Consider the following 20,839-nt stretch of genomic DNA (forward strand, 5'->3'; position numbering starts at 1 on the left):
TCTCCTGTTCCAGGCTGTATAAGAAAAACCAATATTGCTGATCGCTCATTAGGAAAGCTGATGTTCGACTATAAGTTGTTATCCGCCCTGGCTGCCGTGGTCGAGCAAGCCGGCTTCGAGCGCGCCGCCCAAGTGCTGGGACTCTCCCAGTCGGCGATTTCCCAGCGGATCAAATTGCTCGAAGCGCGGGTCGGCCAGCCAGTGCTGGTGCGGGCCACGCCACCGGCGCCGACCGAAATCGGCCGGCGCCTGCTCAACCATGTCCAGCAAGTGCGCCTGCTGGAGCGGGACCTGCAAAGCCTGGTGCCGGCGCTGGATGAAGCGGGCTTGCCCGAGCGCCTGCGCATCGCCCTCAATGCCGACAGCCTGGCGACCTGGTGGGCGGGGGCGGTGGGGGATTTCTGCGCGGAACAGCATTTGCTGCTGGACCTGGTGGTGGAAGACCAGACCGTTGGCCTCAAGCGCATGCGTGCCGGGGAAGTGGCGGCCTGCCTGTGCGCCAGTGAGCGTCCGGTGGCGGGCGCGCGCAGTGTCTTGCTGGGCGCCATGCGTTATCGGGCCCTGGCCAGCCCGGCCTTTATAACCCGGCACTTCCCGGACGGGGTACGCGCCGAGCACCTGGCCCGCACCCCGGCACTGGTGTTTGGTCCCGACGATTTCCTGCAGCATCGCTACCTGGCGTCCCTGGGTGTCGAAGGCGGTTTTGAGCATCATCTGTGCCCGTCTTCCGAAGGCTTCATTCGCCTGACCGAAGCGGGCCTGGGCTGGGGCCTGGTGCCGGAGTTGCAGGTGCGCGAGCAGCTCGAGCGCGGTGTGCTGGTGGAGTTGTTGGCAGATAAACCGATCGATGTGCCGCTGTACTGGCATCATTGGCGCAATGGTGGCCAACTGCTCGGTTTACTCACCGAGCATCTGGTGCGTTTATCCCGCCAATGGTTGGTGCCGTTGGAGCAGCGGTAAGCGTCAAGCAGCAAGCGATAAGTGAACAGCTTGCGTACCGTTTTTAATGTGCAGCTTGTGGCTTGAAGCTTGGAACTGCATTTGTAGGAGCAATACATGAAAATTCTGGTCACCGGCGCAAGCGGCTTCATTGGCGGGCGCTTTGCGCGGTTCGCCCTGGAGCAGGGCCTGGACGTGCGGGTCAACGGTCGCCGGGCCGAGAGCGTCGAGCATCTGGTGCGCCGTGGCGCCCAGTTCGTGCAGGGCGACCTGACCGATGGGCAACTGGTGCGCGACCTGTGCGTGGACGTCGACGCCGTGGTGCATTGCGCCGGTGCGGTAGGGGTGTGGGGGCGCTATCAGGATTTCCATCAGGGCAACGTGCTGGTCACCGAAAACGTGGTCGAGGCCTGCCTCAAACAAAATGTCCGGCGCCTGGTGCACCTGTCCTCGCCGTCGGTCTACTTCGATGGCCGCGATCACCTGGGCCTGACCGAAGAGCAAGTGCCCAAGCGGTTCAAGCATCCTTATGCGGCCACCAAGTACCTGGCCGAGCAAAAGGTCTTCGGCGCCCAGGAGTTCGGGCTTGAAGTGCTGGCGCTGCGCCCACGCTTCGTCACCGGCGCCGGCGACATGAGCATCTTCCCGCGGCTGCTGAAAATGCAGCGCAAGGGGCGCCTGGCAATTGTCGGCAATGGCCTGAACAAGGTCGACTTCACCAGCGTGCAGAACCTCAACGAGGCCATGCTCAGCTGTCTGCTGGCCAGCGGTTCGGCGTTGGGCAAGGTCTATAACATCAGCAACGGTGCGCCCGTGCCTTTGTGGGACGTGGTCAACTATGTGATGCGCCGGATGCAGGTGCCGCAGGTCACGCGCTACCGTTCCTATGCCCTGGCCTACAGCGTTGCGGCGCTGAACGAGGGGTTTTGCAAACTCTGGCCGGGACGCCCGGAGCCGACCCTGTCGCGCCTGGGCATGCAGGTGATGAACAAAAACTTCACCCTGGACATCAGCCGCGCCCGGCATTATCTGGACTACGATCCGAAAGTCAGCCTGTGGGCGGCGCTGGATGAGTTCTGTGGCTGGTGGAAGGCCCAGGACATCGGCGCATCCCCCCGGCACTGAACCGAGTGACGGGTTCGGGGTCGATCAATGCGCCGGGTTCAAGGTTTATACTCGGCGCATTTAGCCATCTCTGTGGTTCCAAAAGGTTGACTCATGTCCATGCGTAACGATGCCAACGACGACTTCGATAATGTGCCGAGCCTGCGTGCCGACAGCTTCGATCACGATGACTTCCACGCCGCCGGCCCCACCCGCGAGCGCAACAGCGTGCATGCGCGCAGCGTCCCTGCGGTCCAGGCCAAGGGGCCGAGCACCGGTCCGTTGTGGGCGTTGGTGGGGGCGCTGTTCTTTGCGTTCATAGGCCTGGCCTGGTGGAGCTTCCAGCAGATCTCGCTGATGGAGCAGCAGTTGGTGGCCACCCAGGAAAGCTTCGCGCGCATCAGTGAGGAAGCGGCCGGGCGCCTGCAGGACATTTCCGGCAAGGTCGTCGCCAGCCAGACCAACGTCAGCAGCGACAGTGAAGCGCTCAAGCTGCAGATCAAACAGCTCGAGCGCCAGTTGCTGGAGCAGAACCAGCAACAGCAGGGCGTGGTAGGGCAGGCCACGGACCTGGACAAACGCCTGGCGCAGATCGCGGCGCAAAGTGCCGAGCAGCGCACCCTCAATAACCAGCTGCAAAGCGAACTCAAGACCCTGGGCGCCGAGGTGACCACCCTCAAGAGCACGCCGGCCGATACCAGCAAGGTCGAGACCGAACTCAAAAGCCTCGGTGCCGAGATCGCGGCATTGAAGAAACAGGGCAATCCGAGCGCGGCCATCGATCGTCTGGAGCAGGAACTGCTGGTGATCAAGAGCGAGCAGGACAATCGCCCGGCGACCCCGCAAGGTGGCGCGACAGTGGCCGAGTTCGATGCGTTTCGTGGCCAGGTCACACGCAACATCACCACCTTGCAGACCCAGATCCGCAATCTGCAGCAGCAGATCAGCGCTCGTCCTTGATCGGGCCAGCCGGCTTTTGCTGAATACTCGTACATAGCCCCAAGCCGTCTACGCTCTTGAAACATCTACAAGAACGAGGGACGCACAATGAGGTTTCTGCAAAAAGCCGTGCTGCTCGGCGGGTTACTGCTGTTGTGCCTGGGGCAGGTGCAGGCGGCGGCCAAGGCCGCCGATGAGGACAAGGCCGCACTGGCCTTGCTGGAAAAGGCCCTGGCCTACTACCACGACCAAGGTGACAAGGCGTTTGCCGCCTTCAGTCGCCAGGGTGAGTTTGTCGACAAGGACAAGTACGTTTTTGTGCTCGACACCAAGGGCACCATGCTCGCCAGTGGCGGGCCGTCTTCGGCATTGATCGGGCGCGATGTCTCCGAAGTGCTGGGCCCGGACCTGCAGAAAGCCTTCAAGAACGCCTTGCTGGTGCCTGAGGGCAACGGCATCCAGACCGCCGAGTATCGTTGGCAGAACTGGGCCGACGGCAAGGTCGAGCGCAAGCGTGTGTACTACCAACGCATCGGCCAGCGAATTCTCGCGGTCGGTTACTACCTGCCACGGGCGTCAGCCGAGCAGGCCAAGGCCCTGCTCGACAAAGCGGCGGCCGACCTGGCCAAGGACGAACAGGCCACAATCAAATCGATCAATTCCCTGCAAGGCGGTTTCCTGCAGGACGACCTGTATGTGTTCGTGGTCAATCTCGACAATCATCGTTACCTGGCCCACGGCACCAATCTGCGCCTGATCAACACCGATTTCGGCAAGGTCAAGGACCCGGAGGGCAAACCCGTGGGCGAGCCGATCCTGGCGCTGATGGCCACCCAGGATCAGGGCGAGTACGAGTACCGCTGGAAAAACCCGGTCACCGGCAAAGTGGAGAACAAGCACGCCTACCTGAAAAAAGTCGGCAACCGGCTGGTGGCGGTGGGGTACTACAGCCCTTGATCCTACGGGGCATTGTGTTCGCGGCCGCGCAGCAGTTGATTGGGCATCGCGATGGCCGCCGCCAGTCCCAGCAGCGACACCGCCGCACTGACCATCAGCAAATGCCGGAAGGTCAACAGCAACTCGGCGCGCAGGGCGTTCTGCGCGTCGCCAGGGGCGGCGTTCAAACCGTCGAGCAGGACGTTGCCCGAACTGCCTTCACTCACCAGCGACGTGCCCGCCAGGTGGGCGAAGCTGGAGTCCTGCAATAGCGCCAGCAACAGGGCCGACATCAAGGCCACGCCTACCGCGCCGCCGAGGGCGCGGAACAGGTTGGTGGTGCTGGTCGCGACGCCGATGTCCCGTTGTTCCACCGAGTTTTGCGTGCCCACCAGCGAGGTCGGGAACTGCATGCCGGCGGCGATCCCGCAGAGCAACATGAACAGGCTGCTCAGGAGCATCGCTTGCGGCGGGCTGTAGGCCATGCCGAGGATTGCGATCGGGGTCAGCAGCGCACCCGTGAGGATCATCGGTTTGTAGCGTCCGGTCACCGAGGTCCGGCGCCCGGCGTAGTAGGCCCCCATCGGCAAACCCATGGCCAGCGGCAACAGGTGCAGCGCGGCGCTGTCGGCACCGGCGCCGGTGACGCTCTGAAAGCGCAGCGGCATCAGCACGATCAGGGAAATCGCCTGGAAGCTGGTGAAGAAAATCGTGCACCAGCACAGCAGTGCATTGCGGTTGGCGAACAGGTGCATCGGCAGCAGCGGTTCGCGGGCGCGGCGCTCGTGCCAGACGAACAGCGCCAGGGTCAGCACCGCGCCCGCCAGCAGCCCCAGCACTTCGGCACTGCGCCAGGCGTGACCCTGGCCAACCTGGGTGATGCCGAGCAACAGGGCGGTCAGGCCGATGATCATCAGCAGCGTGCCGAGGTAGTCGATCAGCGGTTTGCGTTGCGGCACCGGCAGGCCAACCAGTGTGCGGTTGGCCACCAGCCAGGCGCCCAGGCCCAGGGGCAGGTTGATCAGGAACACCCAGCGCCAGGACAGGTACTCGGTCATGAAGCCGCCGAGCACCGGCCCGGCGACACTGGCCACCGCGTACATGCTGCTGAAGTAACCCTGGTAACGGCCGCGTTCGCGCGGTGGCACGATGTCGCCGATGATCGCCTGGCTGACCGAAATCATCCCGCCGGCACCGATGCCCTGGATGATCCGCGCCAGGACCAGTTGCTCCATGCTCTGGGCCAGGCCGCACAGCAACGAAGCCAGGGTGAACAGACCCATGCCGAACAGCATCAGCTTGCGTCGACCGTAGAGGTCGCCGAGTTTGCCGTAGATCGGCACCGCCACCGTCATTGCCACCATGTAGCCGGAAATCACCCAGGCCAGCAGGCTGACGTCCTTGAACTGGGCGGAAATGGCCGGCATCGACACGGCGACGATGGTCTGGTCCAGCGCACCGAGGAAGATCGCCAGCATCAGGGCGATCAGTACGCTGCGAATGGCCGGCTTGGGGGATTCAGGTTGGTTCATGGTGGTCACGGGCAAACCCTGCGGGGGGATGCCGCCAGTGTAAGTCGGTAGCAGGCTATTCGATAGCCTCGTAAGAATGCTGGCGGGGGTTTTCCGTGACCCTGTTACGCGTGTCGTGCAGGTCGTTATGGCTTAAAAGCGTCAGTCCGACAGGCTAGTGGGTGGTTTTTATCCATCCGGTACTTGCATTTTTTCTTGGTGAGTCGGTCAATTGAGCGTGAACACTGAGCCCAAACCTGTACATTTCGCCAATCGGGGCGACTATCGCCCGCTACGCTGAGGCCTGGACTGACGTTATGAACAAGCCTGCCCTTCCTGCGATTCCAGTATTCAAACTCTACGGTGAAAGTCTGGACTGGCCGACGCCGGACTTGCTGCATTGCGAAACCATCTCCCAGCGCAGCCGCGAACACCAATGGAAAATCAAACCCCACCGTCATGCCGATTTATGTCAGTTGCTGTTTGTATTCAAAGGCCAGGCAGAACTCGAAATCGAAGGCCAACTGAGCCGGCTTGACGAGCCTGGGATCCAGATCCTGCCGGCACTGTCGATCCACGGTTTTCGCTTCAGTGAGGATGTCGAGGGTTTTATCCTGACCCTGGCGGCCCCCCTGGTGGCTCATCTGCACGCTCAACTGGGCCATTCGGTCAACGCCCTGGCCCAGGCCGAAAGTTACCCGGCAGGCGCTCAGGCCGACTACCTCAATAACCTGTTCAGCGCCTTGCAGGCGGAGTACAACGGCCATCAACCGGCGCGCGAGATGCTCATGCATGCGTTGGTCAGCGTGATCCTGGTCTGGGTCAGCCGCCAGGTGATCCAGCGCCGAAGCGTCCACCAGCGTCCGCAGCGCGCCCGGGAATACCTCAATGGCTTCATTCAACTGGTGGAAGAGAATTATCGCCAGCACGTCAAGGTCGAGGACCTGGCCCATCGCCTGGGGATTTCGGTGTCCCACCTCAACGGCACGTGCCGTGAGCTGGCGGGGCAGCCGGCGTTGCAGATCATGCACGAGCGCCAGTTGCTCGAGGCCAAGCGCATGCTGACCTACACCAACATGACGATTTACGAGATGTCCGATCTGCTGGGCTTCTCTGACCCGACCAATTTCACCCGGCTGTTCCGCCGCCGCGTCGGCATCTCGCCCAAGGCGTTTCGTGATCGCCTCAAGAGCGATCAGCGCGCCCAGGAGTGAGTGCCTCTACCTGAGGGCATTCAGGGTCGCGTTGTGTGGAATGCACTGGTCAACGCCACAACTGGCCGCGACCCTGGGTTGTTGCCTGGCCTGTTCGACGCGGTAGGCGGCGGTGCCATACAGCGCCAGTGTGGCGGTGCAGGTAATGAAGATCGCGAAATACCGTCTTGTTTTAATGTTCATGGCATCGACCTCTGAACGAATACCCGGGGGTACTACCTATCAGCATAGGTCAGCTGTGCCTGGATGCCATGAATACAGCCTGCGCTTGTAGGCGGATATTCAGGGCCGTGATGACGCAATAGCGCCTACAGCCCCTCGTCCCATTCCGGCTCTTGCGGAAACCTCACCACCAGAAAGTCCAGCATGCTGCGCAACGCCGCCGGCATGTGCTTGCGTGAGGCATACACTGCGTACATGTTCATCTGCCGTGGCTCGGCGTGGGGCAGCAGGCGGACCAGTTCGCCACGGCGAATGTGCACATGGGCCTGATAGCTGGGCAGCATGGCTATCCCGGCGCCGGCCATGGCGGCGCGCAGCAGGGTGCTGGCCTCGTTGGCGCTGATGTTGCCCTGCACCGGCACCGAGACCTGTTCCCCCGCCTGCTCGAAGTGCCACAGGCTCTTGCCGAAGTAGGAGTGAGTCAGGCAATTGTGCAGGCGCAGGTCCTCCACCTGCTGCGGTGCCGGGTGTTCGAGCAGGTACGCCGGGGAGGCGCAGATCAGCGAACGACAGACGGTCAGGCGCCGCGCGATCAGGTTCGGGTCCAGGTCGTTGCTGGTGCGAATCGCCAGGTCGATGCGTTCATCCACCAGGTTCACCGTACGGTCGAGCATTTGCAGGTCGATGCTGACCCCGGGGAAGCGCTTGACGTAGGCGGCCATGGCATCGGCCAGTTGCGCCTGGCCGAACGAGGTACTGACGCTGATGCGCAGCAGGCCGCGTGGCGCCTCATCCGGCTCGCTGACGGCGGCCTGCATGTCGCTCGACAGCTCAAGCATCTGCCGACAGCGGGGCAGGATCTCGCTGCCGGCGGCGGTCAGGCTCAGCTTGCGTGTGGTGCGGTGCATCAGCCGGGCGCCGACCCAGTCTTCCAGTTCCGCCAGGTAGCGCGACACCACCGGGCGGGAGAGGTCCAGGTGGTCGGCGGCGGCCGACTGGCTGCCGAGGTCGACCACGCTGACGAACACGCGCATTGCTTGAAGACGATCCATGATTTGCCCGCTTTCAGAAACAAACTATGTCCAAGCATCGCATTTTTTGTAGCGAGTCAGGCAACTAAGCTCTGTCCCATCGCCAAACCCGGCCCTCGGAACACGGAGCAGCACCATGATCGGTTTCAGCACCTTCAAACGCCTTTTACTGGCCACCGCCACCCTCGGTTTTGCCGCGCATGCCGCGGCCGCCACTGCGGCATTGACCCTGGACGTCTATAACCCGGGCACCGCGGCCCTCTTCCCGGTGAGCTCGGTGCTGGTCAGCGGCGAAAAAGAAGCGATTCTGGTGGATGCCCAGTTCGGCAAGTCCCAGGCCCAGCAGGTGGTGGAGAAAATCCGCGCCAGCGGCAAGCAACTGACCACCATCTATATCAGCCACGGTGACCCGGATTACTACTTCGGCCTGGACACCCTGACAGCGGCGTTCCCCAACGCCAAGGTGCTGGCCTCGCAACCGACGGTGGATCACATCAAGGCCACGGTTGAAGGCAAACTCAAGTTCTGGGGCCCGAAAATGGGCGCCGACGTCCCCGCTAAAACCATCATCCCCGGCGTGCTCAAGGGCCATAGCCTGAGCCTGGAAGGCCAGACCCTGGACATCGTGGGCCTGGACGGCAAGCAGCCGGACCGCAGTTTCGTCTGGATCCCGTCGATCAAGGCGGTGGTTGGCGGCGTGGTGGTCGCGGAAAACATCCACGTCTGGATGGCGGACACCCAGAGCGCGCAGTCCCATGCCGACTGGCTGAGCACCCTGGACCAGATCGTCAAGCTGCAACCGCAGACGCTGGTTCCCGGTCACTACCTGGGTGACAGCAGCCGCTCGCTGGCCGCCGTGCATTTCACCGCCGAGTACATCAAGGCCTTTGATGAAGAAACCGCCAAGGCCAAGGACTCCACCGCACTGATCGCCGCCATGCACAAGCGTTACCCGAACCTGGGCGAGGAAAGCTCCCTGGAGCTGAGCGCCAAAGTCGCCAAGGGCGAGATGCAGTGGTGAGTCGTCACCCTGTCGTTAGCCAACCTCAATCACTGGAGCACTGTTCATGAGCAAGATCGCACTGATTGGCGCCACCGGCCGTGCCGGTAGCCAACTGTTGGAAGAAGCCCTGCGTCGTGGCCATAGCGTGACCGCCATCGCCCGGGACATCTCGAAGCTCGCTGCCCGCGCAGGTGTCGTGAGCCAAAGCCTCGACGTGCTGGATGCCACCGCCTTGCAAGCGGCGGTGGCCGGGCATGACCTGGTGATCAGCGCGGCGCACTTCGCGAGCATCCCGGCCAGCGCCGTGATCGGCCCGGTGAAGGCGGCCGGGGTCAAGCGCCTGCTGGTGGTGGGTGGTGCCGGTTCGTTGTTGTTGCCAGATGGCAGCCGAGTCATCGACGCCCCGGACTTCCCGGCCGAGTACAAGGCCGAAGCCAGTGCCGGAGCGTTGTTTCTCGACGCGCTGCGCCAGGAGCAGCAGTTGGACTGGACCTTCCTTTCACCGTCGGCGCTGTTTGTCGAAGGCGAGCGTACCGGCCGTTTCCGTCTTGGCCGGGATGAACTGCTGGTGAGTGCCGAGGGCAAGAGCTGGATCACCTTCGCCGACTACGCCATTGCGCTGCTGGACGAAGTCGAGCAACCCGCCCATTCGCGCCAGCGCTTCACCGTCGGCTACTGAGCAGGGAGCTGGAACCCGCTTCCACAGGGCCAGGTGCTCGCAGATTTTGCATACAGCCATCAAGCTTGTGGGAGCGAGCTTGCTCGCGATAGTGGTGTGTCAGGGACCATCGATGTTGGCTGTGCCGGCCCCAACGCGAGCAGACGGAGCGCCGCCCGGTTCGCCCCACAGGGAGAACAGTGGCGCTCCGGCAGCTCAACGCGCCTGCGCCTGCAACACCAGCCACTCCATCAATTCGCGCAACTGCGGTGATGGCCCGGGTTTCTGCGGGAACACCAGGTAGTACGCCAGCCCCGTGCGCACCTTCAGCGCAAAGGGCATGACCAGCCGTCCGGCACTCAGGTCATCGCCAATCAACGACCAGTCACCAATCGCCACCCCGGTACCTTGGGACGCCACCGACATCGCCAGGTCGAGGGTCTCGAAGTGCTGGCCCTTGCCCACCGTACTGAGGTTGACGTCCGCGGCTTTCAGCCAGGCTTTCCAGTCCCGTTGATCCCGCGTGGGGTGCAGCAGCAAGTGCTGGTCGAGGTCTGCCGGGCTGCGCAGCGGCACCGGGCCATCGAGCAGCGGCTGGGAGCAGACGGGCGTCAGCTGTTCATCGAACAGGCGCAGCGACGCCAGCGTGCTGTCCGGTGGTACGCCGTACATCACGGCGGCATCGAACTGTTCGCGGTGAAAATCCACCCCATGGTGCACGGTGGTGGTCAGCTCCACCGGCACGTCCGGACGCTCCTTCTGCCATTGCAGCAACCGTGGCAGCAACCAGCGCATCACGCAGGTCGGGGCCTTGAGCTGCAGGGTTTCGCGGTGCGCGCCGACCTGTTCCACCGCCTCGTCGATCAGCCCGAACACCTGCTGGATGCGCGGCAGCCATTCCTGGCCCTCAGCCGTCAGGCTTAAGCCCCGTGCCTGGCGGTGGAACAGCGTGTACCCCAGGTGTTCTTCCAGCCCGGCGATCTGCCGGCTCACGGCACCCTGGGTGATGTGCAACTGCTCGGCCGCCCGGGTGAAATTGCAGCACTGGGCCGTGATCAGAAACGTGTGCAGGGCGGGGAGGGGAGGAAGTCGTTTCATGGGACGCCAAGGCATGAGGTGAGGACATGGCGAGTATGACTTTTTATCGATTGTTGCGGCTACCCGCGGACCGTTCCAATAACGCCATGACTGAGCCCCGTCGCGCAGCAAAAAATGTCGCGCGGGGTCAGCGTCTCAACGAACAAGAAGGGCAAAGACATGGCGACGTGCGGCGAAGTATTGGTCAAGTTACTCGAAGGCTACGGGGTCGAGCAGGTGTTCGGCATTCCCGGGGTCCACACCGTTGAGCTGTATCGCGGGCTGGCCCGTTCGAGCATCAACCACGTCACCCCGCGCCATGAACAGGGCGCCGGCTTCATGGCCGACGGCTATGCCCGCACCAGCGGCAAACCCGGGGTGTGCTTCATCATCACCGGCCCCGGCATGACCAACATCACCACGGCCATGGGCCAGGCCTATGCCGACTCGATCCCGATGCTGGTGATCTCCAGCGTGCAGTCGCGCAGCCAGTTGGGCGGTGGTCGTGGCAAGTTGCACGAACTGCCGAACCAGGGTGCCCTGGTGGCGGGTGTGGCAGCGTTCTCTCATACGCTGATGTCGGCCGCCGAGCTGCCGGGCGTGCTGGCCCGGGCTTTCGCCCTGTTCCAGGCCGGGCGCCCGCGTCCGGTGCACATCGAGATTCCCCTCGACGTGCTGGTGGAAGACGCCGATTTCCTGCTCGATAGCCAGCCAGTGAGCATTACTCGCGCGGGTGCCGCGCCGTCGGCCGTGGCGCAGATGAGTGAGTGGCTGGCAAACGCCCAGCGTCCGCTGATTCTCGCCGGTGGCGGCTCGATTGATGCCGCCGCCGAGCTGACCCGCCTGGCCGAGTTGCTGGACGCGCCGGTGGCCCTGACCATCAATGCCAAAGGCATGTTGCCGGCAGAGCACCCCTTGCTGATCGGCTCGACCCAGTCCCTGGTGGCCACCCGTGCCCTGGTGGCGGACGCCGATGTGGTGCTGGCGATCGGCACCGAGCTGGCGGAAACCGATTACGACGTGACCTTTGCCGGCGGCTTCGAGATTCCCGGGACGCTGCTGCGGGTCGACATCGACCCGGACCAGACCGTGCGCAACTACCCGCCGAAAGTCGCGCTGGTGGCGGATGCGCAATATGCCGCCCAGGCCCTGCTCGACGGCGTGACCAAGCATGCCCTGGCCGAGCGCCGCAGCGATTGGGGCCAGGCCCGTGCCGCCAGCCTGCGGGCTGAACTGGCAAGCACCTGGGACGCCCCGACCCTGGCCCAGACCCTGTTCCTGCACACCGTGCAGGAGGTCTTGCCAGAGGCGGTATTCGTCGGCGATTCGACCCAGCCGGTGTACAGCGGCAACCTGACGTTCAACCCGCAGCGCCCGCGTCGCTGGTTCAACTCGTCCACCGGTTACGGCACCCTCGGTTATGCCCTGCCGGCGGCCATCGGCGCCTGGCTCGGCGGTGGCCAGGCACGCGACACCCGGCCTCCGGTGGTGTGCCTGATCGGTGACGGCGGCCTGCAGTTCACCTTGCCGGAACTGGCCAGTGCCGTGGAAGCGCGCACGCCGGTGATCGTCCTGCTGTGGAATAACAACGGCTACGAAGAGATCAAGAAGTACATGGTCAACCGTGCCATCGAACCGGTGGGCGTCGACATCTACACCCCGGATTTCATCACCGTGGCCAAGGGCCTGGGCTGTGCGGCACAGACCGTCAACGGGGTGGATGAACTCCGTGCGGCGCTGCGTGCCGCAGTGGATCGCCAGGGCCCGAGCCTGATTGAGATCGACCAGAACCAATGGCAAAAGGCGGTGTTGGCATGAGCTTCCCTATCACCCTGGACGGTGTGTACATCGATGGCCAATGGTCGGCGGGCAGCGAGCACCTGCGGGTCATCAACCCGGCGACCGAAGCCCTGTTGACCACGGTCAACGGCGGCGACGAAGGCGCGGTCGATCGCGCACTGAGTGCCGCCACCGCAGCCTTTGCCCAATGGTCGAACACCTCGGGCGCCGAGCGTGGGGCGATCCTGCGTCGTATTGCCTCGGGCGTGCAGGCCGGCCGGGAGCGGCTGATGTACCTGCAGTCGAGCAACAACGGCAAACCGCTGTTTGAAGCCGGGATCGACGTCGATGACGTGATCGCCACTTTCGAATATTACGCCGGCCTGGCGGAGGCGCTGGACGCCAGCCAGGACAGCCCGCTGGAGCTGCCGAGCGAGGCGTTTGCCGCCCGCGTACGCCGGGAACCCTGCGGCGTGGTCGGGCTGATCGTGCCGTGGAATTTCCCCATGGTCACCACCGCCTGGAAACTCGCGCCGGCCCTGGCCGCCGGTTGCTGCGTGGTGCTCAAGCCCTCCGAGGTCACCCCGCTGCCGGAGCTGGAACTGGCGGCGATCATCGCCCGCAGCGGCTTGCCCAACGGCGTGTTCAACCTGGTCTGCGGCACCGGCCTGGCAGTGGGTGCACCGCTGTCGAGCGATCCGCGGGTGGCGAAGATTTCCTTCACCGGCAGCAACGCGGTGGGCGTCCAGGTCATGCAGCGTGCGGCGGAAACCATCAAGGGCGTGAGCCTGGAGCTGGGCGGTAAGTCGTCGTTGCTGGTGATGGCCGACGCCGACCTCGACCTGGCGGTGGAGCTGGCCAGTGGCGGCGGGTTCTTCAACGCCGGGCAGATGTGTTCCGCCACCAGCCGGGTGCTGGTGGCCGATGCGCTGGCGGATGAGTTCCTGCAACGCCTGAAAGCCCGTGCCGAGTCGATCCGGGTCGCTGATCCGTTCGACCCCGAGGTGGAGATGGGCGCGCTGGTCAATCAGGCGCAGTACCAGCGGGTACTGGGCCACATCGATCGCGGCCTGAGCGCCGGTGCGCGCCTGGTGTGCGGTGGCGGGCGTCCGGCGGACCTGCCGCGCGGGTATTTTTTGCAGCCGACGGTGTTCACCGACGTGCCCCTGGACAGTGCGCTGTGGTGCGAAGAGATCTTTGGCCCGGTGCTGTGTGTGCGCCGTTTTGCCAGCGAGCAGGAAGCCATCGCGTTGGCCAACGACAGTCAGTTCGGCCTGGTGGCCAGTGTCGTCAGCGGTGACGCGAGCGCGGCGCAGCGGGTCGCCAACGCCCTGCAGGCGGGCCTGGTGTGGATCAACGCGCCGCAGGTGATCTTCCCGCAGGCGGCCTGGGGTGGCTACAAACAGAGCAGTCTCGGCCGCGAGTTGGGGCCGTGGGGTTTGCAGGCTTTCCAGGAAATCAAACACGTTATACGCGCGGTCTGAGCGCCCGAAAACGGGCCACGCATGCCTCGTCACGAGGCATGCGTGCGGGACATGGCTTCAATGATTTTTTTTCGATTGTTGCGCCCAGGGCGTGACCTCAGGATGAACCCGCCGACATCGCCAAAGCCCCGGTAACACTGGGGTTGGCAGCGGTCGAACAGCGCGGTCGCAAGGGATGCAGCCACCTCAAATCAACAACAATAGAGGGAGTCCTTTATGGGCGAGCATGATCTGAACAGAAGACAATTCATCAAGACCGTTGGGGTTGCCTCGGTGGCGGCCGCCGCCATGAGCATGCCGTTCATCCGCGCCAACGCCAGTGACACGCGCTTTCAAGGCAAGACCCTGCGTCTGCTGACCTGGTCCGATGACACGGGCCTGGCGGCACTGCGCAACATCGCCGCGACCTTCGAGGCCAAGACCGGCGCCAAGGTCATCGCCGACCGCACCGGCAGCACCTCGGAAATGGTCGCCAAGCTCAAGGCCGCAGGTGATCGCCCGCAGTACGACATCATCACCCTGGCCGGGGTCGGTGCCGAAGGCCTGGCCGCCGCCGGCCTGCTGGAAAAGCCCGACCTCAACCGCATTCCCAACCTGCTCGACGTACCGGAAAAATACCGCACCGGTGCCAACGGCCACGGCATTGGTTACCTGCTGTGGTGCAACAGCCTGGTCTACAGCACCCGCACCCTGAGTGAAGCGCCAACCAGCTATGCCGCGTTATGGGATGCAGAGCTGGCGCCGAGTATCTTCCTGCCGCCGCCGAACTGGACCGAGGCCATGGACCTGATCATCATCGCCGCGAAACTGGCCGGCGGTGACGAACACAACATCGAGCCGGGCTTCAAGAAGCTTGCCGAGCTCAAGGACCGGGTCGTGACCCTGGGGGAGAACCCCAACCAGATCGCTGAGCTGTTCCGCACCGGGTCCCTGGACATGGGCGGGCTGTACGCACCGGCGTTTTTCCCCAAGCAGATCCGCGATCCGGCCTACGGCCTGGGCGCTACTTTTGGCATGAAGGAAGGTTTCTACACCGACCTGATGCTGTCGGTGATGCCGAAGAACCGTCCCGGCGACACCGACCTGGCCTACGCCTTCATCGACCACTCTTTGGACCCGCTGGTCCAGGGCAAGATGGCCGAAGACATCTTCAACGGCCCGGTCAACGCCAAGGCCATCATCTCCGCCGAGGCCCGCAAGAGCCCGTATATCCTGACGCCGGAGCAGATTGCCGAGAAGGCGATCATGCACGACAACGCCTTCCTGGCGAGCGTGCACGACCAATGGATTCGTCGTTACACGGAAATCTTTTCTTCCTGATCGAGTGACCACCACAGGACCTTCAGCCACTGAGGATTCCCGGTGGGAGCGAGCCTGCTCGCGATAGTGCAGTGTCAGTCGACACCATTGGCGACTGCCCTGCAGTCATCGCGAGCAAGCTTGCTCCCACAGGGGCCAAAGTGCCCTTGAGGTCTGTATTTGTCAGTTGCTTTCCATTGACGAGATCATTGCTATGGAACACCAACCCCTGACCCACCCGGTCGGCGCTGCTGTCGTGCGCCGCAACCGGGGTGTTTCGCCGACGGCGCGTGCCTGGTTTTTCCTCACGCCTTCGATGCTGTTCCTCGGTGTGCTGATAGCGGCCAGCCTGCTGGTGCTGCGCATGAGCGTGGGCACCAAAGGTGCGGAGTGGAGCGGCTTCAGCCTGGCCAGTTACGCCCAGTTGCTGGAACCCTATTACCTCAAGTCCTTGCTGCTGACGCTGCGCCTGGCGCTGATCAGCGCAGTGATCGCCGTGGTGCTGGCGATCCCGGTGGCCTACACCATGTCGCGCCTGACGTCGCCCTTGCTGCGACGGGTGTTCCTGGCGGCGGTGCTGTTGCCGTTGCTGGTCAACCTGCTGCTGCAGAGCTATGGCTGGCTGGTGATTCTCGGCCCGGGGGGGATGCTCAACCAGGCGTTGATGGGCCTGGGCCTGATCAAGCGGCCGATCATGCTGCTGTACAACCAGAACGGCGTATTGATGGGCCTGGTGCAAACCGCGTTCCCCCTGGCCGTACTGCCGATTGCCAGTGCCATGCGTGGGGTCGCCCGCAGCTATGAAGAAGCCGCCGCGACCCTCGGCGCCAGCCGCCTGCAGGTGTTTCGCCAGGTGGTGCTGCCCATGAGCCTGCCCGGCATCATCACCGGTGCGACCCTGGTGTTTGCCTACAACGCCAGCAGCTTCGTGGTGCCTTTGCTGCTCGGTGGCCGCCGCGTGCCGATGCTGGCGGTGATGGTGCACGACCAGATCGCCCCACTGATGAACTGGCCCGCCGCATCCGCTGCCGGCGTGGTGCTGATTGTCACCACGCTGGCGATCATGACCCTGTCTGAATACGTCACCGGCCGTCGCCGGCGCATGCTGGAGGCTTCGTTATGAGTCGTTTGTTCAAGCCACGTCTGGCGCTGTTGCCGGGCGACACCGGCAAGCTGGCGGGCGTGTTGTCGGGTTTCATCCTGCTGCTGGCGGTGCTGCCGATCCTGACCATGATCGTCATGTCGTTCAGTGGTGCGTCGAACCTCGACTTCCCGCCCAGCAGCTACAGCCTGCAATGGTACAAGGCCGCCTGGCACACCTTTGTCTCGCCGGATGCCAGCGATGTGCTGAGTCTGGGCAAGGCCATGAGCACCAGCTTGATGGTGGCGTGCCTGACCATGGTGTTCGCCACGCTGATCGCAGTGCCGGCGGCCTATGCCCTGACCCGTTGCGAGTTCCGCGGCAAGGCGGTGGCCCTGCAACTGATGTCGCTGCCGCTGGTGTTCCCGATGGTGGTGCTGGGCCTGGCCTTGCTGCTGGTGTTCGACAGCCTGCCGTTCCAGATGACCACCTCGCGGCTGGTGATTGCCCACGTGATCCTGGCCTTGCCCTTTGTGGTGAAGAACTGCACGGCGGCGATGCTGTCGATCGGCAGTGAAGTCGAAGAGGCGGCGCAGATGCTCGGCGCCTCGCCGACCCGGGCGATCGTCGATGTGGTGGTGCCCTTGATGAAGTCGGGGATCCTGGCCGGGATGCTGCTGGCGTTCATCGTCTCGTTCAACGAGTTCACGGTGACCTACTTCCTCTACACCATCGATGTCATGACCGTGCCGATCTGGATGTACAGCCGCACGGTGTCATCGCTGGACCCCACCGTCTTTTCGTTTGCCGTGCTGATCGTGCTGATCGACTTCGTCCTGATCTGGGCGCTGGAGAAGCTGGTGGGCGAAGGCGGCGTTTCCTTCTGATTGCTTGAGGTGATTCACATGACTGGTCTGATTCTGGAAAACGTCGAGAAATACTACGGCTCGGCCTGCGCGGTCAGGGACGTCAACCTGCATTTACCCGAGGGCAAGCTGGTGTGTTTTCTCGGCCCCTCGGGCTGTGGCAAAACCACCTTGCTGCGGATGATCGCCGGCCTGGAAACCCTCAGTGGTGGCGAGATTCGCCTGGACGGCGAGGACATTGGCCACACCCCGGCGCACTTGCGCAACTTCGGCATGGTGTTTCAGTCGCTGGCGCTGTTTCCGCACATGACCGTGGGCGAGAACATCGCCTACCCGCTGAAACTGCGCGGCGTGAGCAAGGCCGAGCAGCAGGCGCGGGTGGTGGAGTTGCTGGAGCTGATCCAGTTGCAACCGATGATCGATCGCCCGGTGGCCAAGCTTTCCGGTGGCCAGCGCCAGCGGGTGGCGATTGCCCGGGCGATTGCCGCGCACCCGAAAATCCTCCTGCTCGATGAGCCGCTGTCCGCCCTGGACGCCAAGCTGCGGGAGTCGATGCAGGTGGAAATTCGCCAACTGCAACAGCGCCTGAACATCACCACCATCATGGTCACCCATGATCAGCGCGAAGCCATGACCATGGCCGACATCGTGGTGGTCCTGGGCGAGCACCGGATCCAGCAGATCGGCACGCCGATCGAGATCTACCGGCATCCGGCCAACGCGTTCGTGGCGGACTTCATCGGCTCGGGCAATATCTTCCCGGCCACCGCGCTGGGCAACGGCAGGGTCAGCTTGCCGGGCGGTGACGCGCTGTCGGTGCCGATCTGCAGCAGTATCGTGGTCGGCGAGAAGCTCAAGATGCTGGTACGTCCCGAGGACCTGCAACTGTCCCATCCCCAGGCGACGGCGGGCAATCGTCTGCTGGGCAAGGTGACGTTTGTGCGGGACATCGGCGCGACCATCGAAACCACGGTGGAGTGCTCCGGGGTCTCGCTGACGGCCTTGAGCACACCGTGCCAGGGCATTGGGCTGAGCATTGGCAATCCGGTGTCGGTGACCATCCCGTCCGAGGCTTGCCGCGTGTTGGGCGCCTGACTGACCGCTCGCTCCTCTAATGTGGGAGCGAGCTTGCTCGCGATGGGGCCATCAGGTCTGGTCAGACAGACAGGCGCAACCGCGCCAGGTCCCGCAGCGGCGGTGCGCCAAACAACCGGCTGTATTCACGGCTGAACTGCGAGGGGCTTTCATAGCCCACGCGGTATCCCGCCGCCGAGGCGTCGAGGCCTTCGGCCAGCATCAAGCGCCGCGCTTCTTGCAGGCGCAGTTGCTTCTGGTATTGCAGCGGACTCATGGCGGTCATTGCCTTGAACCGGTGGTGCAGGGTCGAGACGCTCAGGTTGACTTCGCGGGCCAGATCATCGATGCGCAGCGGCTGCTCGAAGTGGCCGTTGAGCCATTTGATCGCCTGGCTGATGCGATGGCTCTGGCTGTTGGCGATGGCAATTTCATACAGCCGGTGGCCCTGGGGACTGCGCAGCAGACGGTAGAGAATCTCCCGGCGGATCAGTGGCGCGAGCATGGCGATGTCTTTGGGGGTGTCCAGCAAGCGTGCCAGGCGCAGCACGGCGTCGAGCATCGGTTGATCCAGTTTTTCGACATACAGGCCGCGCCCGGTGGGGCGCGCGGGCACGCCGAGGGGACCGGCGTCGGCAATCAACGCGGTGATTTCTGCCGGGTCGATGTCCAGGCGCAAGGCCAGGATCGGCGCTTCGGGCGAGACATCCACCACCCGTCCGCTGAGGGGCATCGAGACCGAGACCACCAGGTAGTTGAGCGGGTCGTAATCGAACAGCTCGTCGGCCAACCGCACCTCCTTGCGCCCCTGGGCCATGATGCACAACGCCGGTTGCGCGAGCACCGGGGCAAAATTGTGGGACTGGCTATGGCGTGACAGCACCAGCGCGTCGATGGCGGTGGCGTAGCTGCCGTCCTCCTGGGTGTTACGTCGGATGATGGTCGCCAGTTCCGCGCGCTGGTGCTCCAGGCTGGCGTCCAGCGGCGTGTGGGTTGTATCCACAGGTGACATGGCGAACATCCTTGGCAAGGCTGATGGGATGGGCATAGCTTAAGTTTGTGCAAGTCGAGGGGCTAGGCCGATCCTGCGTAAAACTTGCCTGATCCTGCCGTGGTGGTCATTGCCGTCTGCAGGACCGGGGCAAAGGGCGGCGATCGTTGCTTGAAACACCCTTGTCATCTTCATCGGGTAGAGGCGCTCGGCACCGCGGTGTGCCGGCGGTCGGTGCAGGATTGTGCAAGAAGCCGGCAGGAATTGACTAACGGGTGTTGAGCCTGGCGCTTACTCTCTGGTCCTGTCGCAGCTTCTCTCAGGCTGCCGAGTGTCTACATCCAGGGAGCGATGAACATGTCCATGCAAATTCCCGTCAGCCATATGGCGTTGGTCCGCGCCCAGGCCGGCCGCTCGATGGAGTTGGGCGCGCGCTTGAGCCGCCTGATCGAGCCTACGCGCCAGGCCAGTGGCAACCTGCACTTTGCCCTGCAGCACTCGTTGTGTGACCCCCAGCTGTGGCTGGTGTCCGGCTCCTGGGTCGACCAGTCGGCCATGACCGCCTATTTCAGCAGCCCGGCCATGGCCGTTTTCGGCGAGTTGGTCCAGGAGCTGGTGGTGCACAGCCTGGACTTCCACACCTTCAGCGATGTCGGCGCCGACCAGGCTCGCGCCGGGTATCCGTCCTGCGATGCGGTGGCCATGCAGCAGTTGGCCGGCTGAAGGTTTAGAATGGCCGACTTTCCATTGGCCAGGATCCGCAACATGGCACGTAAAGAGTTTGCACAGTTCGAAGCCGTTTCTGCCGCCGTGCGCGGCGACGACGGTTACACCGCCGCCATCGCCGTCAAGGCCCTCGGTGGGTCGGGCGCCCCGCGTTTCAACAAGGTGCTGATCGACCAGACGTTCAAGACTGCCCTGGAGGCCGACCTGGCTGCCGAGCAGCAACTGGATCGACTGGCCGACGTCAGCGAGGACGGCGAGCTCATCTGGTAACGCATCCCCTCAGGCCTTGGTCGCCCCCGGGCGGTACATCTTGAACAGGGCCTCGGGCCCCAGCTGGAAGTAATCCGCCGGACCGCCGCCGCGCAGGATCGGTTCTGCCGCGGCGGTGTCGTACACCCCATCCTTGAGCAGCCACTTGGCGATATGCACGGCGACCACTTCGCCGAGGATCAGCCAGCTCGGCACCAATTGCTTGTCGGCACGCTGCAACTGAATGATCTGGGTCACCTTGCATTCGAAGGACACCGGGCTTTGCGCGACGCGCGGCACCTGGATGATTTTCGAGGCGACGGGGGTGAGTCCTGCCAGTTCAAATTCGTTGACGTCGGCCGGGACCGTGGCGCAGCTCTGGTTCATCTGCTCGGCCAGCGGGCGGGTGGCCAGGTTCCAGGCGAACTCACCGGTCTGCTCGATGTTGTTCAGGCTGTCTTTGCGCCCGACGCTGGAAAAACCAATGATCGGCGGAATGTAGTTGAACGCATTGAAAAAGCTGTAGGGCGCCAGATTCAGGCGGCCCTGGCCGTCCTGCGAGGAAATCCAGCCGATAGGCCGTGGGCCGACGATGGCGTTGAACGGATCGTGGGGCAGGCCGTGGCCGTTGGCGGGTTCGTAGTAGTGGATGTCGTCGGGCATGGGGGATTCCGTCAAGGTGAGGCGCAATAGTGCAGGGCGATTGCCTGTATTGC

At 63.7% G+C, this 20,839-nt stretch carries 21 protein-coding genes; 15 read left to right on the forward strand and 6 right to left on the reverse strand.

Annotated features, from left to right (window positions below):
• The first annotated feature begins 60 nt into the window (after positions 1-60).
• The 4 genes from H7995_RS18790 (at position 61) to H7995_RS18805 (ending at position 3,939) form a co-directional block, all read left to right on the forward strand.
• Positions 61-960 carry a LysR family transcriptional regulator ArgP gene (locus H7995_RS18790; protein WP_166590742.1) on the forward strand — a complete coding sequence of 300 codons (900 nt, stop codon included), beginning with the start codon at positions 61-63 and terminating at the stop codon, positions 958-960.
• Positions 961-1,056: 96 nt separating this feature from the next.
• Positions 1,057-2,064 carry an NAD-dependent epimerase/dehydratase family protein gene (locus H7995_RS18795; RefSeq protein ID WP_185818724.1) on the forward strand — a complete coding sequence of 336 codons (1,008 nt, stop codon included), beginning with the start codon at positions 1,057-1,059 and terminating at the stop codon, positions 2,062-2,064.
• A 93-nt stretch (positions 2,065-2,157) separates the two neighbouring features.
• Positions 2,158-3,003: an ATPase gene (locus H7995_RS18800; protein WP_178117396.1), complete on the forward strand. Its 846-nt coding sequence runs from the start codon at positions 2,158-2,160 to the stop codon at positions 3,001-3,003.
• Positions 3,004-3,090: 87 nt separating this feature from the next.
• Entirely contained in the window at positions 3,091-3,939 is an 849-nt protein-coding gene (locus H7995_RS18805; protein ID WP_166590740.1) for a cache domain-containing protein, read from the forward strand.
• A 2-nt stretch (positions 3,940-3,941) separates the two neighbouring features.
• On the opposite strand, the gene H7995_RS18810 is transcribed toward H7995_RS18805, so the two are convergent.
• Positions 3,942-5,459 carry an MDR family MFS transporter gene (locus H7995_RS18810; RefSeq protein WP_182342067.1) on the reverse strand — a complete coding sequence of 506 codons (1,518 nt, stop codon included), beginning with the start codon at positions 5,457-5,459 and terminating at the stop codon, positions 3,942-3,944.
• Between the two features lie 287 nt (positions 5,460-5,746).
• On the opposite strand from H7995_RS18810, the gene H7995_RS18815 reads away from it, so the two are divergent.
• Positions 5,747-6,643 (forward strand): helix-turn-helix domain-containing protein, encoded by an 897-nt coding sequence (locus H7995_RS18815; protein WP_182342065.1) that lies wholly within the window; start codon positions 5,747-5,749, stop codon positions 6,641-6,643.
• 6 nt (positions 6,644-6,649) lie between these two features.
• On the opposite strand, the gene H7995_RS18820 is transcribed toward H7995_RS18815, so the two are convergent.
• Positions 6,650-6,826, reverse strand: a complete 177-nt coding sequence (locus tag H7995_RS18820; RefSeq protein WP_166590737.1) for a hypothetical protein — start codon at positions 6,824-6,826, stop codon at positions 6,650-6,652.
• 125 nt (positions 6,827-6,951) lie between these two features.
• Positions 6,952-7,857 (reverse strand): LysR family transcriptional regulator, encoded by a 906-nt coding sequence (locus tag H7995_RS18825; RefSeq protein WP_206684659.1) that lies wholly within the window; start codon positions 7,855-7,857, stop codon positions 6,952-6,954.
• A 115-nt stretch (positions 7,858-7,972) separates the two neighbouring features.
• Between H7995_RS18825 and H7995_RS18830 the strand changes: the two genes are divergently transcribed.
• A complete protein-coding gene (locus H7995_RS18830; RefSeq protein WP_166590735.1) occupies positions 7,973-8,857 on the forward strand; it encodes an MBL fold metallo-hydrolase in 885 nt (294 codons plus the stop codon).
• A 46-nt stretch (positions 8,858-8,903) separates the two neighbouring features.
• Positions 8,904-9,518 (forward strand): NAD(P)-dependent oxidoreductase, encoded by a 615-nt coding sequence (locus H7995_RS18835; RefSeq protein ID WP_185818725.1) that lies wholly within the window; start codon positions 8,904-8,906, stop codon positions 9,516-9,518.
• A gap of 195 nt (positions 9,519-9,713) precedes the next feature.
• Here the strand turns inward: H7995_RS18835 and H7995_RS18840 are convergent, their stop codons facing one another.
• On the reverse strand, positions 9,714-10,595 hold the full coding sequence (locus H7995_RS18840; RefSeq protein ID WP_166590733.1) for a LysR substrate-binding domain-containing protein: 882 nt from the start codon (positions 10,593-10,595) through the stop codon (positions 9,714-9,716).
• A 159-nt stretch (positions 10,596-10,754) separates the two neighbouring features.
• On the opposite strand from H7995_RS18840, the gene H7995_RS18845 reads away from it, so the two are divergent.
• The 6 genes from H7995_RS18845 (at position 10,755) to H7995_RS18870 (ending at position 18,178) form a co-directional block, all read left to right on the forward strand.
• Positions 10,755-12,392, forward strand: coding sequence for a 5-guanidino-2-oxopentanoate decarboxylase (locus H7995_RS18845; protein WP_185818732.1), 1,638 nt, complete (start codon positions 10,755-10,757; stop codon positions 12,390-12,392).
• Positions 12,389-13,837, forward strand: a complete 1,449-nt coding sequence (locus H7995_RS18850) for an aldehyde dehydrogenase family protein (RefSeq protein ID WP_182342054.1) — start codon at positions 12,389-12,391, stop codon at positions 13,835-13,837. Before H7995_RS18845 ends, H7995_RS18850 begins: the two co-directional genes overlap by 4 nt.
• A gap of 216 nt (positions 13,838-14,053) precedes the next feature.
• The gene (locus H7995_RS18855) at positions 14,054-15,157 is read left to right on the forward strand and encodes an ABC transporter substrate-binding protein (protein WP_185818726.1); all 1,104 of its coding nucleotides are present in this window, start codon (positions 14,054-14,056) and stop codon (positions 15,155-15,157) included.
• 193 nt (positions 15,158-15,350) lie between these two features.
• Positions 15,351-16,259 carry an ABC transporter permease gene (locus H7995_RS18860; RefSeq protein WP_166590730.1) on the forward strand — a complete coding sequence of 303 codons (909 nt, stop codon included), beginning with the start codon at positions 15,351-15,353 and terminating at the stop codon, positions 16,257-16,259.
• Positions 16,256-17,104, forward strand: a complete 849-nt coding sequence (locus H7995_RS18865; RefSeq protein ID WP_166590729.1) for an ABC transporter permease — start codon at positions 16,256-16,258, stop codon at positions 17,102-17,104. The genes H7995_RS18860 and H7995_RS18865 overlap by 4 nt, the downstream gene beginning before the upstream one ends.
• An 18-nt stretch (positions 17,105-17,122) precedes the next feature.
• Positions 17,123-18,178, forward strand: coding sequence for an ABC transporter ATP-binding protein (locus H7995_RS18870; RefSeq protein ID WP_185818727.1), 1,056 nt, complete (start codon positions 17,123-17,125; stop codon positions 18,176-18,178).
• Positions 18,179-18,239: 61 nt separating this feature from the next.
• On the opposite strand, the gene H7995_RS18875 is transcribed toward H7995_RS18870, so the two are convergent.
• Positions 18,240-19,169, reverse strand: coding sequence for an AraC family transcriptional regulator (locus tag H7995_RS18875; RefSeq protein WP_166590727.1), 930 nt, complete (start codon positions 19,167-19,169; stop codon positions 18,240-18,242).
• Positions 19,170-19,505: 336 nt separating this feature from the next.
• Here H7995_RS18875 and H7995_RS18880 point away from each other — a divergent pair, with 336 nt between their 5' ends.
• Together H7995_RS18880 and H7995_RS18885 are read left to right on the forward strand one after the other, a co-directional pair.
• A complete protein-coding gene (locus H7995_RS18880) occupies positions 19,506-19,871 on the forward strand; it encodes a putative quinol monooxygenase (RefSeq protein WP_166590726.1) in 366 nt (121 codons plus the stop codon).
• Between the two features lie 9 nt (positions 19,872-19,880).
• On the forward strand, positions 19,881-20,144 hold the full coding sequence (locus H7995_RS18885) for a hypothetical protein (protein ID WP_166590725.1): 264 nt from the start codon (positions 19,881-19,883) through the stop codon (positions 20,142-20,144).
• A gap of 9 nt (positions 20,145-20,153) precedes the next feature.
• On the opposite strand, the gene H7995_RS18890 is transcribed toward H7995_RS18885, so the two are convergent.
• Positions 20,154-20,786, reverse strand: a complete 633-nt coding sequence (locus H7995_RS18890; protein WP_166590724.1) for a flavin reductase family protein — start codon at positions 20,784-20,786, stop codon at positions 20,154-20,156.
• Positions 20,787-20,839: the final 53 nt, after the last annotated feature.

The organism is Pseudomonas kielensis (genome assembly GCF_014236655.1).
Lineage (GTDB): Bacteria > Pseudomonadota > Gammaproteobacteria > Pseudomonadales > Pseudomonadaceae > Aquipseudomonas > Aquipseudomonas kielensis.